Source organism: Hippea maritima DSM 10411, assembly GCF_000194135.1.
In the GTDB taxonomy this organism is placed as follows: domain Bacteria; phylum Campylobacterota_A; class Desulfurellia; order Desulfurellales; family Hippeaceae; genus Hippea; species Hippea maritima.
The window spans coordinates 1,462,162-1,478,428 of the sequence record NC_015318.1 but is presented as its reverse complement, the minus strand read 5'-3'; the positions used below and the strand labels follow the sequence as shown (position 1 = coordinate 1,478,428).

Annotated in this window: 18 protein-coding genes; all 18 read left to right on the top strand. The window is 38.0% G+C overall.

All coding sequences use genetic code 11. From position 1 onward, the window contains the following. The first annotated feature begins 2 nt into the window (after window positions 1-2). Window positions 3-620: a lytic transglycosylase domain-containing protein gene (locus HIPMA_RS07780; protein WP_013682487.1), complete on the top strand. Its 618-nt coding sequence runs from the start codon at window positions 3-5 to the stop codon at window positions 618-620. Next, complete coding sequence (pgsA, locus tag HIPMA_RS07775; RefSeq protein ID WP_013682486.1) at window positions 614-1,132, top strand: CDP-diacylglycerol--glycerol-3-phosphate 3-phosphatidyltransferase; 519 nt, start codon at window positions 614-616, stop codon at window positions 1,130-1,132. The genes HIPMA_RS07780 and pgsA overlap by 7 nt, the downstream gene beginning before the upstream one ends. A gap of 13 nt (window positions 1,133-1,145) precedes the next feature. Continuing rightward, on the top strand, window positions 1,146-1,973 hold the full coding sequence (locus HIPMA_RS07770) for a 4-hydroxybenzoate octaprenyltransferase (RefSeq protein ID WP_218915347.1): 828 nt from the start codon (window positions 1,146-1,148) through the stop codon (window positions 1,971-1,973). Beyond that, entirely contained in the window at window positions 1,966-2,523 is a 558-nt protein-coding gene (locus HIPMA_RS07765; protein WP_013682484.1) for a PilZ domain-containing protein, read from the top strand. Before HIPMA_RS07770 ends, HIPMA_RS07765 begins: the two co-directional genes overlap by 8 nt. Beyond that, a complete protein-coding gene (locus HIPMA_RS07760; RefSeq protein ID WP_013682483.1) occupies window positions 2,513-2,920 on the top strand; it encodes a helix-turn-helix domain-containing protein in 408 nt (135 codons plus the stop codon). The genes HIPMA_RS07765 and HIPMA_RS07760 overlap by 11 nt, the downstream gene beginning before the upstream one ends. Next, window positions 2,921-3,259, top strand: a complete 339-nt coding sequence (locus HIPMA_RS07755) for a P-II family nitrogen regulator (protein WP_013682482.1) — start codon at window positions 2,921-2,923, stop codon at window positions 3,257-3,259. Window positions 3,260-3,265: 6 nt separating this feature from the next. Beyond that, window positions 3,266-5,800, top strand: coding sequence for a [protein-PII] uridylyltransferase (gene glnD, locus HIPMA_RS07750; RefSeq protein ID WP_013682481.1), 2,535 nt, complete (start codon window positions 3,266-3,268; stop codon window positions 5,798-5,800). Next, a complete protein-coding gene (locus HIPMA_RS07745; RefSeq protein WP_013682480.1) occupies window positions 5,797-6,480 on the top strand; it encodes a flagellar brake protein in 684 nt (227 codons plus the stop codon). The genes glnD and HIPMA_RS07745 overlap by 4 nt, the downstream gene beginning before the upstream one ends. Next, window positions 6,481-7,416 carry a D-glycero-beta-D-manno-heptose-7-phosphate kinase gene (gene rfaE1 / locus HIPMA_RS07740; protein ID WP_013682479.1) on the top strand — a complete coding sequence of 312 codons (936 nt, stop codon included), beginning with the start codon at window positions 6,481-6,483 and terminating at the stop codon, window positions 7,414-7,416. Further along, window positions 7,413-8,138 carry a 3-deoxy-manno-octulosonate cytidylyltransferase gene (gene kdsB / locus HIPMA_RS07735; RefSeq protein WP_013682478.1) on the top strand — a complete coding sequence of 242 codons (726 nt, stop codon included), beginning with the start codon at window positions 7,413-7,415 and terminating at the stop codon, window positions 8,136-8,138. The genes rfaE1 and kdsB overlap by 4 nt, the downstream gene beginning before the upstream one ends. Next, the gene (gene coaBC / locus HIPMA_RS07730) at window positions 8,125-9,330 is read left to right on the top strand and encodes a bifunctional phosphopantothenoylcysteine decarboxylase/phosphopantothenate--cysteine ligase CoaBC (RefSeq protein ID WP_013682477.1); all 1,206 of its coding nucleotides are present in this window, start codon (window positions 8,125-8,127) and stop codon (window positions 9,328-9,330) included. The genes kdsB and coaBC overlap by 14 nt, the downstream gene beginning before the upstream one ends. Further along, window positions 9,327-10,610 carry a histidinol dehydrogenase gene (gene hisD, locus HIPMA_RS07725; RefSeq protein ID WP_013682476.1) on the top strand — a complete coding sequence of 428 codons (1,284 nt, stop codon included), beginning with the start codon at window positions 9,327-9,329 and terminating at the stop codon, window positions 10,608-10,610. Before coaBC ends, hisD begins: the two co-directional genes overlap by 4 nt. Beyond that, window positions 10,597-11,055, top strand: coding sequence for an N-acetyltransferase (locus tag HIPMA_RS07720; RefSeq protein ID WP_013682475.1), 459 nt, complete (start codon window positions 10,597-10,599; stop codon window positions 11,053-11,055). The genes hisD and HIPMA_RS07720 overlap by 14 nt, the downstream gene beginning before the upstream one ends. Window positions 11,056-11,154: 99 nt before the next feature. Next, window positions 11,155-12,660, top strand: a complete 1,506-nt coding sequence (locus HIPMA_RS07715) for a glutamate synthase-related protein (RefSeq protein ID WP_041324496.1) — start codon at window positions 11,155-11,157, stop codon at window positions 12,658-12,660. An 11-nt stretch (window positions 12,661-12,671) separates the two neighbouring features. Further along, window positions 12,672-13,112, top strand: coding sequence for a 4Fe-4S dicluster domain-containing protein (locus HIPMA_RS07710; RefSeq protein ID WP_013682473.1), 441 nt, complete (start codon window positions 12,672-12,674; stop codon window positions 13,110-13,112). Window positions 13,113-13,123: 11 nt separating this feature from the next. Then, window positions 13,124-14,383, top strand: coding sequence for an NAD(P)/FAD-dependent oxidoreductase (locus tag HIPMA_RS07705; RefSeq protein WP_013682472.1), 1,260 nt, complete (start codon window positions 13,124-13,126; stop codon window positions 14,381-14,383). Window positions 14,384-14,395: 12 nt separating this feature from the next. After that, entirely contained in the window at window positions 14,396-15,523 is a 1,128-nt protein-coding gene (locus tag HIPMA_RS07700) for a class II glutamine amidotransferase (RefSeq protein ID WP_013682471.1), read from the top strand. Next, the gene (locus tag HIPMA_RS07695; RefSeq protein ID WP_013682470.1) at window positions 15,516-16,262 is read left to right on the top strand and encodes a GltB/FmdC/FwdC-like GXGXG domain-containing protein; all 747 of its coding nucleotides are present in this window, start codon (window positions 15,516-15,518) and stop codon (window positions 16,260-16,262) included. Before HIPMA_RS07700 ends, HIPMA_RS07695 begins: the two co-directional genes overlap by 8 nt. The last annotated feature ends 5 nt before the right edge of the window (window positions 16,263-16,267 follow it).

Genomic DNA, 16,267 nt, shown 5'->3' with positions numbered 1-16,267 from the left:
TTTTGATTGTTATATTGCTTTTTTATATCGACGCTTATGCGAAACTTGTAGCTATAAAACAAAAAGACGGAAGAGTTGTATTTACAAATATCAGTAGAGATGTTTTTTTTAGGGCTGCTTTTAGAAATGCTCACTCGAAGAAAAAAGTCATGGCATTGATAGAAAAATTGTCGAAGTTCTATGGTGTTGATGTAAAGCTGGTTAAAGCTATAGCAAAAATAGAATCAAACTACAACCCGGTAGCTACATCATCAAAGAATGCAAAAGGCGTTATGCAGCTTATGGATAAAACCGCCCAATATTATGGAGTCTCAGACCCTTATGATGTTGAGGAGAATATAAAAGGTGGCATTTTGTTTTTGAGGCATTTGATTGAGAAGTATCACGATGCTAAACTTGTAGCGGCAGCATACAATGCGGGTGAAACGGCAGTTGATAAGTACAAGGGTATACCACCCTACCAAGAAACCCGCTATTATGTTAATAAGTTTCTTAGAGTTTATGAAGGTAGGCCTCTTTTGAAGATTCGTGCACATAAGCCTGGTTTTAATATTACTAAAACCAAAAGAATTATTAATAAAAATGGGGTATTTACAAATCTGCGAGTGGGTCTATGGTAAAGCACGTTCCTAATCTGCTTTCTGTGTTTAGGGTGTTTGATCTTGTTATAGTTGTTTGGCTTCTTGAGAATAACTACAAGATTTGGGCATTTGTTTTTTTTGTTATAGGCGTTTTAAGTGATGTATTAGATGGTCACATAGCCAGAAAGAGTAAATCTATAACCAAGATTGGCAAAATATTGGACCCTTTAGCTGACAAGGTTCTGGTTATTGGTGTACTTATCTCACTTATAAAGATTATGGATATACCATATTGGATGGTGATAGTGATTGTATTTAGGGAGTTTGCTGTTACCGGTCTTAGGGTAGTTGCTGCGAGTGAGAGTGTTGTTATTTCGGCCAATGTTTGGGGAAAACTCAAAACAACAAGTCAATTTATAGCTTTGGCTTTGCTTATTTTAGGTTACAAAGAAATTGGCGTATATATGCTCTTTGTTGCTGTTGTTATGACCGTTGTATCTGGATATATCTACTACAAGGAGTATTTTAAAGATAAGGATGTCTTCGCTTAAAAAATTTCTGTCAATGATAAAATTTGAGCATACCATATTTGCTCTTCCGTTTGCTTATATAGGTATGGTTATGGGATTTAGCAGTGGTTTCTCTTTGAGAGTTTTTCTTCTGGTAAGCCTCGCTATGGCATCGGCAAGGAGTGCAGCGATGGCTCTAAACCGTATTATAGATAGAAAATACGATGCGTTAAATGAAAGAACAAAAAACAGGGAGATTCCCTCGGGCAAGATAAAACTATCACAGGCTTATATCTTTACCGCTGTATCCATTATAATTTTTGAAGTTTCTGCTTACTTTATCAATGATTTAGCTTTTAAGCTTTCCCCCATAGCCTTGTTTTTTGTTGTTACATACTCCTACACCAAGCGTTTTAGTTGGCTTTGTCATCTTTATCTTGGTGCAACGGATGCCATAGCTCCACTTGGGGGCTATGTCGCAGCTGCTTATAGCTTATCTACCCCTATATGGTATTTGGCCGCTTTTGTTTCTTTCTGGATAGCTGGGTTTGATATACTATATTCTCTGCAGGATGTTGAATTTGATAAGAAGCATAATCTTCACTCTATACCGGTTAAGTTTGGAATTAGTAGAGCTCTCTGGATAGCCAGGCTGTTTCATATAACCGCTTTTGTTTTTTTAGCTATTAGCATTAGGGGTTTTTCCCTTTCATGGGTAGCCTATGTTGGTGCAACTTTAGTGGCTGTTCTTTTGGTGGTTGAGCATATACTTGTTAATCCCAACGACCCTAAAAAGATAAACATTGCTTTTTTTAATATCAATAGCTATATTAGTTTAGTGTTGTTGGTAGCTTTTATTGCTGGGAGATATTGTTGTGGATAACAAGAGACGAGATAGAAGGATTAAAAATAGAGCGATAGTATACTATAAGATAATAGGTGAGAATGAGCTTGATAGGGTAAAAGAGGAGATAGACGGCCATATTGAACCTGAAGATTCCTTTAGTTTTTTTGCATCCCTCAATAATCTTGATTCAAGTTTTGGGGATTTAAATAAGGCTTTTGTCTTAATGATGAAAGAAATGGATGCAAAGCTTAACTATATAATCGACCTTTTAAGAGACGGGCTTTCCAGTGAATTTGACGGGTTTATTAAAAGTTATACATGTGATTTGTCTTCCTATGGTTTATCGTTTATGTGTGATAATGATATCAGGGATGGCGATTTTGTTTTTATAAAGCTATTTTTACCTATAGCGTCCCACTATGCCATTAAGGTGATTGGCAGGGTTGTTAGAATTGAAAGAGAAGATAAAGGGTGTTGCGTAGGTATTGATTTTGAGAAGATTACAGCAGCAGATAGGGAGATTATTATACATTACATGATATACGTTGAGAGAAAATTGGCAAAGAGTAGGTTGAATGAACAGTGAATTCTGGATTTTGCAGGTTATATTTGATGTAGGTCTGGTGGGTTATATTCTTTTGAGTAGATACTATGAGAGAAAGGAAAGAGATGGTCTTCTAAAACTCATAGAAAGCCTTAAGAATTTGGTAGAAAAACAAAAAGAGCTGTTAAATATAGCAAATTTGCGTATAACAGATCATCAAGATAGGCTCAATAGAATTTTGGATGATATAAGGAAAAAGAACACACTTTTAACTGAGCTTTTAAGCACAATAAAGAATAAAACCTATGAAGAAGATGTAAAGTTTAAAATTATAAGATTAAAACACGAAGGCAAAAATATAGACGAGATAGCAAAGCAACTTAACATGAGTAAGGGTGAGGTTGAGTTGATTATAAAACTCTATGAGGGGGTTGATTAAATGAAAAAGATTGAGGCGATTATTAAACCGTTCAAATTGGATGCGGTTAAAGAAGGCTTAATGGAGCTTGGGATAAAGGGTTTGACGGTTAGTGAGGTTAAAGGATACGGTAGGCAAAAAGGTCATACAGAAATATATAGAGGCGCAGAGTATGTAGTTGATTTTTTACCTAAGGTTAAAATAGAGGTTGTTGTTGAGGAGAGTATGGTAGATGGCGTGGTTGAGAAGATAATAGAGACAGCCAAAACAGGTAAAATAGGCGATGGCAAAATATTTATTATACCTATTGAGGATGCTATAAGGATAAGGACATCAGAAAGAGGCAAAGACGCCATTTAAACTTAGATGGATGGGCTTGAAGATTTCAAAGAAAGGGCTCTTAAAGAAAAAAAGGCTCTGTTTGATGAGCTTAAAGAATTAAATAGCATAAGAAGAAAGGTTAGGTATGTAGTAAAAACCCACACGCGATGGGTTGATAACACACTTATTGAGCTTTTTCTAAGAATAAGACTTCCTAAAGAAAAGGTAAGTGTTGTAGCTGTTGGCGGCTACGGCAGGAGACAACTGAACCCGCATTCCGATATAGATTTAATGTTGATCCCAGATAAGATAGGATTGGACGATGTTGTTAGAGGGATCTATGATTTCCTCTATGGATTGGGTTATGAGTGTAGCGTCGCTGTTAGGGGAATTGATGAGTGTATAGAATACGCCCAAAAGGACGACACTATAAAAACCTCTTTTGTCGATAGTAGGTTTATCTGGGGAAATGTAAACCTTTATCATAATTTTGAAAAAACCCTAAAAGAAAAAATACTTCCATACAACGTAGAAGATTTTATTCAGGCAAAAATTGAGTATCTAAAACAATTGCACTCAAAGTATGGTAATACGGTTTTTGTGCTTGAGCCAAATGTAAAAGAGGGTGTTGGCTCTTTAAGGGATTATCATGTTCTGCTTTGGATCTCTAAGGCGTTGTTTGGTGTTAAAAACGCTATAGAGATGCAAAGGATAGGTCTTTTAAGCAGTGAGGATTATTCCAAACTGAGGGATGCTTTGTACTTTTTGTGGCAGATGAGGAACGCACTTCATTTTAATGCAAATAAAAAGAATGATGTGTTATTTTTAGATTTAAGAAGGAAAATAGCCTTGAATATGGGCTTTAATGATAGTACGCGGTTTTCTGCTGAAGATAGGCTTATGAGAAGGTATTACTACAACGCTAAGAATTTAAGCAGGGTGGTTGATCATACCCTTGAGGGTTTTTTGAAAAAGTCATCTCCAACGTTTGTCTTTTTGGATGATAGGATAAAGATAAATGAAAAACTGGATGCCGAACGCTTTGATGATGTCTCTTGCGTGCTTGAGGCTTTCTATTACTCTGCACTTTATGGATTAACCTTAACAGCAAAGAGTTTAGCAAAAGCCAAAGAGACCTTCTCAAACCTTTCTAAACATAAAAGCGACTATTTATTGGCCTTCCTTTTTAGACAGTTGTTTTCTTTAAATAAAGATATATCTCAAGCCGTAAGGCAAATGCATGAGGTGGCCTTTCTTGATAGATATATACCAGAGTTTGGTAACGTTTGTTGCTTGAGTGAGAATAGTCTTTATCATAAGTATACAGTGGACGAACACTCTATTCAGTCGCTCGCTAATTTAGAGGAGCTCTTTTCCTATGATGTGCCAAGAACTTTTGTGATGCGTCTATCATACATCTGGAAGAACCTATCCCCTCATGATAGGTTTGTTCTTAGGTTGGCAGCCCTTCTGCACGATATAGGAAAGATAGAAAAGAGTAAACATGAGATTGTAGGAGCAAAGTTGGTATCTACCATAGCTGATAGGCTTCATCTTGGTCCATACTTAAAAGAGAAGTTAGTGTTTCTTGTTAGACATCATCTTCTTATCAGTAGAATAATATCAACCCTTGATGTGGATGACCCAAAGACTATAGAGGATTTTTTAAAAATAGTTGATAAAAAAGACAAGCTCAATTTGCTTGTTCTTTTAACTTATGCAGATATGAAGGCCGTGAATGATAATGTCTGGACAGGGTGGAAGGAAAGCCTTATTGAGACGCTCTACCTTAAAGCCACATATACGTTTGAAAATAGGGATTATGATGAATTCTTGAAAATAAACGCAAAGGCCTCAAGGGAAAAGATAAAGGCCATGCTTGGTAAGTGCTATCATGAACTTATAGACACCTTCCCTGATAACATATTCAACGACATAGACGATTCTACTATGGTAAAATACATAAAAGATATAAAAGACACGAGTAAGAGTGTTTTTGCCTACAAGGACGATAAGACATCTACGGTAAAGATAGTAGTTTATTACAAAAACATCTTTGGCATATTTAATAAAATTAGCGGTGTTCTGGCCTGTCAAGATATAAACATAATAACAGCAAAATCTTACAACCTAAACAATAGTATGATAGTTGATGTGTTTAACGTAAACTTAAAAGATGGTAGTGTCGATGCCGATTCTATTCAAAAAATGCTTCATGAAGTCCTAAATAATGAGTTTGATTTGGATAGATGCATGGACTCAAAAAGAAATAAATTCCTGAGTAGATTAGAAAGAGCCAAGCTTGAAATGTCTCTACAACAAGTAGATGTTAAAGTTGATAACAGTGTGAGCGATTTATATACTGTTATAAGGATATATGCTCCAGATAGGGTGGGGCTTGTTTATTATATAACAAAGGTTTTTGCTGAGTTCAAATTACAGGTTGGTATGTTTATTTTGGATACGAAGGGTAATATGGCAGTTGATACTTTTTATGTCGTGAGTGAGGGTTTTAAAAAGATTTACTCGCCAAAGCTACTTGAGCTGATAAAGAGTAAATTGTACGAGGTGCTGGCTTGAGAAGAGAGCCTATAAAAGTTAGCGATATTGACAAAGTTATACCTATAAGCCAGAAAATAATGGTGTACGTAGAAGATGGTAATTTTGAGGGTACATACTCAAGCTATATATACGATATAGACCAAAGTGGCATTTACATAGCTATGCCAACGGATGAAAACGGCATTAAGGCTGTTGTGAGGGTTGGAGATAAGCTTGAGATAAGCTTTGTTGATAATAGGGGTTATAGAATTGGTTTTACTTCACGTTTGATAGATATTATAAAAGAAGGTAATAGGGTTATATATAAGCTTGAGAAGCCTCAAATGCTTGTAAAGGTAGAGATGAGAGAAAACTTCAGGGTTCCTACGCTTATAGAGGCGAAGTTTTACTTATTTAAAAAGGGTAAGATAATCCAGGCTTCAGGCACAATATTAGACATAAGCGCTGGGGGTGTGAAGTTATCAGCCGATGTTGAGTTGGAGTTAAGGGATAAGCTTTTGCTTGAGTTTGAACTTGGTAATTATAAGCTTGAAGAAGTTGAAGCAGAGGTTGTAAGAAAGGCCATAACAGGAGAAAAAGGTGTTAATCATTACGGGCTTAGATTTACAGACTTAACCAAGGAACAAGAGGATAAAATAATAAAGTTCTGCATATCAAAGCAGGTGGAATTTGCGCGCAAGATGAAGGGGATTGAATAAATGAAAATAGAAAACCTAAAAAATGCCAAAGTGGCCGTTGTAGGAGATCTGATTTGTGATAAGTATGTTATAGGTAAGGTTGAGAGAATATCACCAGAGGCACCTGTGCCGGTTGTCAGGGTGGAAAAAGAGACCTATTTTTTGGGCGGTGCCTCCAATGTGGCTTTGAATTTGAAGAGTTTAGGCTGCGACGTGCACCTATTTGGTGTTGTGGGTAATGATAGCTGTGGTAGGCGGCTAGTTAGCATGATTAAAAAGAGTGGGCTAAACACAGATGGCGTTATGGTCTTGTCTGATAGACCTACAACCTTAAAGACTCGCGTTATTGCTCAATCTCAACAAATAGTTAGATTTGATAGGGAGAAAATCCTTCAAGTTGATAAAAAATATGCACTTCAAATAGCATCTAAAGTCAAGGAAGCTGGTGTAAATGCTGTTATAGTATCTGATTACGGTAAGGGTGTTGTCAGTGAATATTTAATAAAAGCTCTCCTTGATCTTAATGTTTTTGTTGCTGTTGATCCTAAAATCAACAATGCAGAGGCCTACAGGGGTGTAGATATAATCACCCCTAATTTAAAAGAAGCGCGTGATATTAGTGGTGTTGAGATAGAGGCTTTTGTAAATGGAATTGAGCTTGCAGCTAAAAAGATTATTAAAAGAACGCAATGCAGGTATCTGCTTATCACCCAAGGCGAGAAAGGCATGAGCCTTTTTGATAAAAATGGTCTTATTATGTATCAAGCTTCTCAGGCTAGAGATGTTTACGATGTAACGGGTGCCGGTGACACTGTAATAGCTGTGCTTACAGCGGCTATATCAAGCGGTTTCGATATAAAGGATGCAGTTAAGCTCTCTAATGCAGCAGCCGGTATTGTTGTAGGAAAGATGGGTACAGCTACTGTTAGTTTAGGCGAGTTGGAAGGCAATATATGAATATAGCTGTCTTAATACCGGCAAGGTACGGCTCGAGTAGATTTGAAGGCAAGGTAATTAAAACTATTCTACAAAAACCCATGGTTCAATGGGTATATGAGGGGGTCAAAAGCTCGAAGTATGCCAATTTTCTGGCCGTTTTAACCGATGATGATAGGGTTTTTGAGACTGTAAGAGCATTTGGGGGTAATGTATATTTTGTAAAGGGTGATTTTAAAAGTGGCACCGACAGGATTGCCGAGTTTTGTAGGGATAAGGATTTTGATTATATTGTGAACATGCAGGCAGATGAGCCTCTGATAGATTCTGATACTATAGATAAACTTATAGAAACAGTTATTTTAACAAAAGAGGAAATGGCTACACTGGTTTGTAGTTGTTCTGAGGATGAAATAGATGATGAAAACGTTGTTAAGGTTGTAGTGGATAAGATGGACTATGCTATGTATTTTTCCCGCTCGAGGATTCCGTTTAATAGAAATTATTTTAATAGATACTTAAAACATATAGGAATATATGCGTATTCTAAAAAAACACTGCTAAGGCTTGCCTCAGAAGAAGCTACAGAGCTTGAGAAAGCAGAGGGACTTGAGCAGTTAAGGGCACTTCAGTATGGAATAAAGATAAAAATCGGATATGTAGATAAATTTCTAATTGGCGTGGACACAAAGGATGACCTAAAAAAAGTTGAGGAGTATTTGAGTAAAAATGACAAAAGCTAATGTTGTTTTAGGTGTTTCTGCGAGTATAGCTATATATAAAGCCTTAGAAGTCTTAAGTATTCTGAAAAAACGTGGTTTTAATGTAAGGGTTGCTTTGACGAAGGAGGCATCAAAGCTTATTTCTCCTGTGGTGTTTAAGGCTTTAACGAATAAAGATGTATATATTGATGTAATGGAGGAACTTGATTTCGAAGGCACGAACATAACTCACGTGGCACTTGCAAAATGGGCAGATATTTTTGCCGTTGTGCCTGCAACAGCCAACGTTATAGCAAAGCTGGCGAATGGCATAGCAGATGACCCTGTAAGCTTAATAGGTCTTGCTACCAGTGCATCCAAAGTAATAGCCCCTGCTATGAATTCGTCCATGTATTTAAATCCAATTACCCAGAGAAATCTAAATATTTTGAAAGAGAATGGTTTTTTGATTGTTGAGCCAATAGAGGGTGACTTAGCTTGTAATACAAGAGGTGTAGGTCACATAGCTTTGTGTGAGGATATAGTAGATGTCATAGAGTCTACGCTTTATTTTAAACACTTTGAAGACAAAACGGTCATAGTGACGGCAGGGCCTACTTCTGAGCCTATTGATCCGGTTAGGTATATAACAAACCGTTCAAGCGGCAAAATGGGGTTCGCTATAGCCAAAATAGCTCATTTTATGGGTGCAGATGTTAGACTTATCACGGGCAATACATGTCTAAAAACACCTTATGGCGTTAAAAGGATAGATATAGAAACTGCAGAGGATATGCTAAAAGCCCTGAAGCATGAGCTTTCTAAATCAAAGAACGAGGTTATACTCATTATGGCTGCGGCTATTGCTGATTTTAGGCCATCAGAGACTAAGGATAAAAAGATAAAGAAAAAGAATGAAAATGGTTTTACCCTTAAACTTAAACAGAACCCTGATTTGACTATTGAGATAAAAAGGTTCGCGGAAAAGGCGGATATACCTTTAAGGATTGTTGGATTTGCGGCTGAGACAGATAATTTGATAGAAAACGCTAAAAAGAAAATAGAAAAGAAGGGTCTTGAGTTTATTGTAGCAAATGACGTTTCAAGGAAAGATATAGCCTTTGGCAGTGATAAAAATGAGGTAGCTATCATATATTCCAATGGAAGAATTGAACGCTTAGAGAAGGCCAGCAAAGATAAGATAGCTTATGAAATTCTAAGGAGGCTGATTTGATAGAAATCACAAATATTGATGAGATAGATATTTTTAGGAGCTTTGTAGATAAAAGGGTCTTGAGTTTTGATGGCTATGAGGAAACTGTAAAACAGATTATAACAGACGTTAAGAATCGCGGTGACGATGCTTTATTTGAGTATACAAGACGGTTTGATAAATTTGACCCTGAAAAAGAAGGAATTTCAGTCGAAGAATCAGAATTTAATGAAGCAGTAAAGTCTATACCATCTCATCATAGAGAGATCATAGAGTGCGCTGCTGATAGGATTTATAAGTTTCATGAAGTTTTTAAGCCTAAATCAAGTTTTATAGAAGAGGACGGTGCTATTTTGGGTGTTAGGATAACACCTATCAAAAAGGCTGGCCTTTATGTACCTGGCGGGAAGGCTGCTTACCCGTCAACTGCACTTATGACAATAATTCCTGCTGTAGTTGCTGGTGTTGAAGACATACAGGTAGTAACACCGTCCATAGGTGGAAAAGCCAATCCATATGTGCTTTTTGTTGCAAAAATGTTTGGAATAAAGAGAGTTTACAAGGTTGGCGGTGCTCAAGCTATAGCTGCGCTTGCATATTCAACCCAAACTGTAAGTAAAGTAGACGTTATAGCAGGGCCAGGAAATATTTATGTGGCTGTTGCAAAAAAGCTTGTTTTTGGCGATGTAAGTATAGACTCTGTAGCAGGACCTTCTGAGGTTATGGTTGTTGCAGATAGCAGTGCAAATCCTGAATATGTTGCAAGGGATCTTTTGAGTCAAGCAGAACACGATGAACTTGCTGGATGTTTCTTTGTTGGGCTTGATAAAGAGTTGACAGAAAAGGTTGAAAAGCGATTTATTGAATTGGCTAATAGTAATCCAAGGGCTAATATAACTCAAAAATCAAAGGATAACGCTGTCTTTGTTTACACTAATGATTTGAAGATTGCAGCAGAGCTTGTTGATGAGGCATCACCTGAGCATTTAGAACTTCATATAGAAAGAACTTATGAATTTATGAATATGTTGAATAATGCTGGTGCTATTTTTATGGGGGAGTATTCTACAGAGCCCATAGGAGATTATGTTGCTGGTCCAAATCATACGCTTCCTACGGCTTCAACGGCTAGATTTTTCTCACCCCTTTCATGTGATACATTTATGAAAAAGAGCAGTATAGTCCATTTTAGTAGAAGCGGTTTTGAAAGGGTGGCCAAGTGCGCATCAGACTTTGCAGAAATTGAGGGGCTTTATGCCCATAAAAATGCTGTAGATGTGAGGCTAGATGGAGGTAGTTAAACCCACATTATTAGACGTTGATGAGTTATACAACCTTATTGATTATTTTGCTAAAAAGGGTGATATCTTAAAAAGAAGTAAAGAAAACATAGCAGAACGTATAAGAGAGTTTGTCTGCATTAAAGAGGATAATTCAATAGTTGCTGCGAGTAGCTTAAGGCTTTACTATCCTTTTCTTGCCGAGGTTAGAACAATTGTAGTTAGAGAAAATTATCAAAATAGACATTTGGGAAGCAAGCTTGTTGAGATCTCATTAGAGGAGGCAAGGAGTTTAGGCGTTAAAAATGTCTTTGCATTAACGTTTAAAAAAGAATTTTTTCTAAAGCTTGGTTTTGTTGAAATAGATAAAAAAGAGTTACCTTCAAAGAAGGTTTGGGAGGACTGCGTAAATTGCCCTTATTTCCCTTCATGTAAGGAAGAAGCTGTAATTATATCTCTTACTTAATCCGGGTTTTGTTAACATAATTTAACAAAATTGACAAAAAATGCATAATTTTATATTATTTACATCCAAACTTTTTTAGGAGGCAAACAAGTGAAATGGATGAAGAATCTAAAAGACTATGTGCCACCTTCCTTCGTTGTAGAAAGGGATGATTATAGATGTATAAGATGCAAGGCTTGTGTTGAACAATGCTCATTCGATGCAACCTTCTATGACGAGGAGGAAGATAAGGTCTGGAATTGGAATGCCAATTGTGTTGGCTGCAATAGATGTGTAGCTATATGTCCTACAGAGGCTATTGTTGTTAGACGCGCGGAACCTTCATATCGCTATAATCACAACTGGAACGGCCATATAGATAGTCTAAAAAAGAGGGCCATGTTCGGCGGAACACCCGTTGTATCTATGGGGAATGATAGGCCGTATCCCATATATTGGGACCATCTACTTTTGAATGCTTCCCAGGTTACAAATCCATCCATAGATCCTCTAAGGGAGCCAATGGAGTTAAAAACATTTTTGGGTAGAAAGCCACGTGCATTGGAACTTACAGATAGTGGCTTAAAAACAAAGATTACACCCCAACTTGAGCTTGAAGTCCCCATCATGTTTGCCGCTATGAGTTATGGTGCTTTGAGTTATAACGTAATTGAAGCTTTAGGAAGAGCGGCTAAAGAGGTGGGAACTTACTATAATTCAGGAGAGGGTGGATTAAACAAAGATCACTATAAGTTTAAAGGAAATATTATTGTTCAGGTTGCATCGGGTAGGTTTGGAGTGCATAAAGATTACTTAGATGTTGGAAGTGCCATAGAGATTAAGATAGGTCAAGGTGCGAAGCCAGGTATTGGAGGGCATTTACCGGGCGAAAAGGTGTCTGAAACTATATCCGAGACAAGAATGATGCCCAAGGGATCCGATGCTATCTCCCCAGCACCCCACCACGATGTTTACTCAATTGAGGATTTAAGACAGCTAATTTATGCTTTAAAAGAGGCTACTGAATATAAAAAACCCGTTGCCGTTAAGATTGCAGCTGTTCATAATGTTGCTGCTATTGCAAGCGGTATAGCGAGGGCTGGTGCTGATATTATAGTTTTGGATGGATTTAAAGGCGGAACAGGTGCAGCACCTCAAGTCATTAGGGATAATGTTGGTTTACCTATAGAACTTGCGTTGGCTGTTGTTGATGAGAGGTTGAGACAAGAGGGTATCAGGCAGGATGTTTCTATTGTTATTGGCGGTGGCGTTAGAAACTCAATGGATGTGGTTAAAGCTATAGCTCTTGGAGCAGATGCTGTTTATATAGGAACAGCTGCCTTAATAGCTATAGGATGTACAATGTGTCAACAATGCCACACAGGAAGGTGTGCCTGGGGTATATCAACCCAAGATCCTCATCTGGGTAAGAGAGTAAATCCAGAAATAGCAAGTAAAAGGCTTATAAACCTCCTTGAGGTTTGGGCTTTAGAGATAAAGGAAACAATGGGTGCTATGGGTATAAATTCCATAGAATCATTAAGAGGAAATAGACTTAATCTGCGCGGCGTGGGGCTGACGGAGAAGGAGCTTGAAATACTTGGCGTGCTGCCAGCAGGAGAGTAAGGAGAACTTAAATGAAGGTGGTAAGGATAAAAGAAGATAACTGTGTTTATTGTCATCTATGTGAAGTTGCATGTATAGTTGAACATTCACAATCCAAAGACATTATAAAGGCGTTTAAAAGAGAAGAAAGACCTATTGCAAGATGTACGGTTGAATTTAATTATCCCGTTTCGCTCTCTGTAATGTGCAGGCACTGTGATGATGCTCCTTGCATGGAGGCTTGTCAAAACGGTTCTATGCATAGGGATGAGAGAGGGTATGTGGTGGTAAACCCAGATACGTGTGTCGGTTGTTGGATGTGTGTTATGGCTTGTCCTTACGGTGTCATAAAGACAGATACACGCAGAGAGGCTTGGGGATTGTCAACAAAATGCGATTTATGTCCAGAAAGAGAAATACCAGCCTGTGTAGAGGCTTGCCCAAATGAGGCTTTAACTTTTGAGGAGTTGTAAAGGGGAAAAATATGAGGGTTGTTATAATAGGTAATTCGGTTGCAGCTGTTAATGCTATTGAGGCTGTGAGGGAAAAAGATAAGATTTCCACTATAACAGTTATTTCGGATGAAAATTACAGGCCCTATTCTCATCCGCTTCTACCCAACCTTGTTGTAGGAGATGTGAGTAGATCTGAGGAGCGCTTTTACTACAGAAGGGCGGATTTTTATGAGAAGAATAAGGTAAATACCGTTTTAGGTAAAAAGGTTGTTAGGATACTGCCCAAAAACAAGCAGGTGGAGCTGGATAATGCCCAAAAGGTTGAGTATGATAAGCTTTTGATAGCTTGTGGCGGTAGTCCTATAAAGCCGCCAATGGAAGGTTTAGAGCTTGAAGGTGTCCACACATTGACTAATATAAAGGCTGCCGATAGTCTAAAAAAAGACCTTAAAAATATAAAAAAGTGCGTTGTTATAGGCGGTGGCTTAATTGGTTCTAAAACAGCTGAGAAATTGGCTAAAAAGGGTCTATCAGTCACACTTGTTGAGCTTATGAGGCGGGTGTTGTACCCTGTTTTAGATGATACCGGAGCAGATTATATCCATAGGGAACTTAAGGCTTTGGGTGTTAGATTAATCCTTAACGATTCAGTTGAAGAAATCTTTGGCGACAAGAGGGTTAAAGGTGTTAGGTTAAAAAGCGGCAAACAGATTGAATCGGATGGGGTTGTTGTTGCTGTAGGTGTTGCTCCTAATACATCACTGGCAAGAGAAGCTGGTCTGGATGTGGATAGGGGTGTAGTAGTTAATGATTTTATGCAGACAAGCGATGAAAATATTTTTGCTGCTGGTGATGTTGCCCAAGCTTACGATTTAGTTGTAGGACAAAAAAGGCCTATACCTATATTACCTTTGGCCGCAAGGCAGGGTAGAGTTGCAGGGCTTAATATGGTAGGGCTTGATGTTAAATACAAGGGTGGTTTTCCTACAAACTCCATAACTATTGGTAAGGTTAGTTTTATCTCCATGGGTATTGTTGATTCTGATGAGCTTGAAGTGTTGAAAATCAAAAAAGAGGGTGAATACAGAAAATTCCTAATAGACAAAGATAACAGGCTAAAGGGTGCAATTCTTGTTGGCAATATAGAAAAGGCTGGTATGTTCAATTGGATGATTCAGAATAGGTTTGATGTTTCCTGGATTAAGGATACATTTTTGAACAGTGATTTTGGTTGGAAGTATTTCGATAAGGCCTTTAGGGTTTTAAGGCTTGACAGAAAAATAAAATAACGGGTGGTTGACATGGAGCTTGTTAAAGATATATCGGGTTGCGGCATAGCTGGTTTTATAAATACAGACGGAGAGAGAGTCTCCGGCGTAGATATAGTGGATTCTATAACGCTAATGAAGGATAGAGGTAATGGCCTTGGAGCTGGTTTTGCGGCATACGGAATATATCCTGATTTTAAAGAGTTTTATGCGTTGCATATAATGTATGATGATGAGTTTGCAAGGAAGCAGACTGAAGAATATTTAGAGAGGAAGGTGCATATTGAACAGCACGGAGGTATGCCAACAAGGCCTATAAAGAAGAAAAGGCCAATGTTTTTTGTCTATTTTGTTCAACCTAGGGAGCAATCCACAAAAGCTGAGAGTGAAGAGTTTAGGCTCGAGGAGGCAGAGGAGTTTATATTTAAACTTGTTATGTACATTAACGAAAGGATAGACGGGGCTTTTGTTATATCATCTGGTAAAAATATGGGAGTATTTAAGGGCGTCGGGTACCCTGATGAGATAGCGAATTTCTTTAGGGTGGATGAGTATAAAGCCTTTTGTTGGACGGCTCACAATAGATTTCCAACCAATACACCTGGATGGTGGGGTGGAGCCCATCCGTTTTCTCTCTTAGGGTGGAGTGTAGTTCATAATGGTGAGATTTCATCTTATGGAGCTAATAAGCGCTATCTTGAAATGTACGGTTATAAGTGTACACAGAAAACCGATACTGAGGTTGTTGTTTATTTGTTGGATCTAATGGTGAGAAAGCATGGATTACCTTTTAATGTTGTGGGAAAAATATTCGCACCTCCCCTATGGGAAGAAATAGAGACGATGGAAGAAAGAGAGAGGCAGCTATATAGGGCTTTGAGGATGGTTTATGGCGGTGCTATGCTCAACGGGCCGTTTTCTATCATAGTTGGATTCAGGGGCGGAATGTTTGGCTTAAACGATAGAATCAAACTAAGGCCACTGGTTGTTGCAAAGAAGGGTGCCAACGTTTATATGGCCAGTGAAGAATCTGCCATTCGTTATATAGCAAAGGATTTGGATGATATATACATGCCAAAGGCCGGTGAACCCATTATAGCTATGCTAACCGATGAAGCTTACGAAAAGGTTTACGGTATTAAGGAGAGAACCTATGTATGAGATAGATGCAAAAGGCGTTTATTATAGAGAATTAAATGAAAAAATTAGAGAAGCTATTAGGCAACATGAAAGGGATATTGTTTTGCATAATGTATGTGGACAGTATTATATAGGCTGCGGTCTAAATGATAAGAATGTCAAAATAACAATAAATGGTGTGCCAGGTAATGACCTTGGTGCTTTTATGAATGGTCCTACGATAGTTGTTAACGACGATGCTCAAGATGGTGTTGGCAACACTATGAATGGTGGTAAGATTGTTGTTTATGGGCATGCAGGTGATGTTGTAGCGTACAGTATGAGGGGCGGCAAGGTCTTTATAGAGAAGGACGTGGGTTATAGGGCATGTATTCATATGAAGGCCTATAAGGAAATGAATCCTACTGTTGTCATAGGTGGCTGCGCTGGTGCATTTATGGGTGAGTACATGGCAGGTGGTACCCTAATTCTTCTTGGTTTGACTCAGGATGAGGAAAAACCCTTGACTGGCATGTATTTGGCCACGGGAATGCATGGAGGTAAGATTTTTATAAGAGGCAAAGTGGATGAAAAACTGCTATGGAAAGAGGCCGTGATTGTAAGCCCGGATAAAGAGGAGTTAAAGAAGATCGAAGAAGAAGTTAAAGAGTTTTGCAATTTGTTTAAAATTGACTATAATAAAGTTATGGATAAGGAGTTTGTAAAGGTTGTTCCTAAGTCAACAAGACCGTATGGACATCTTTACATTCCAGGGCCTTAAAAAAT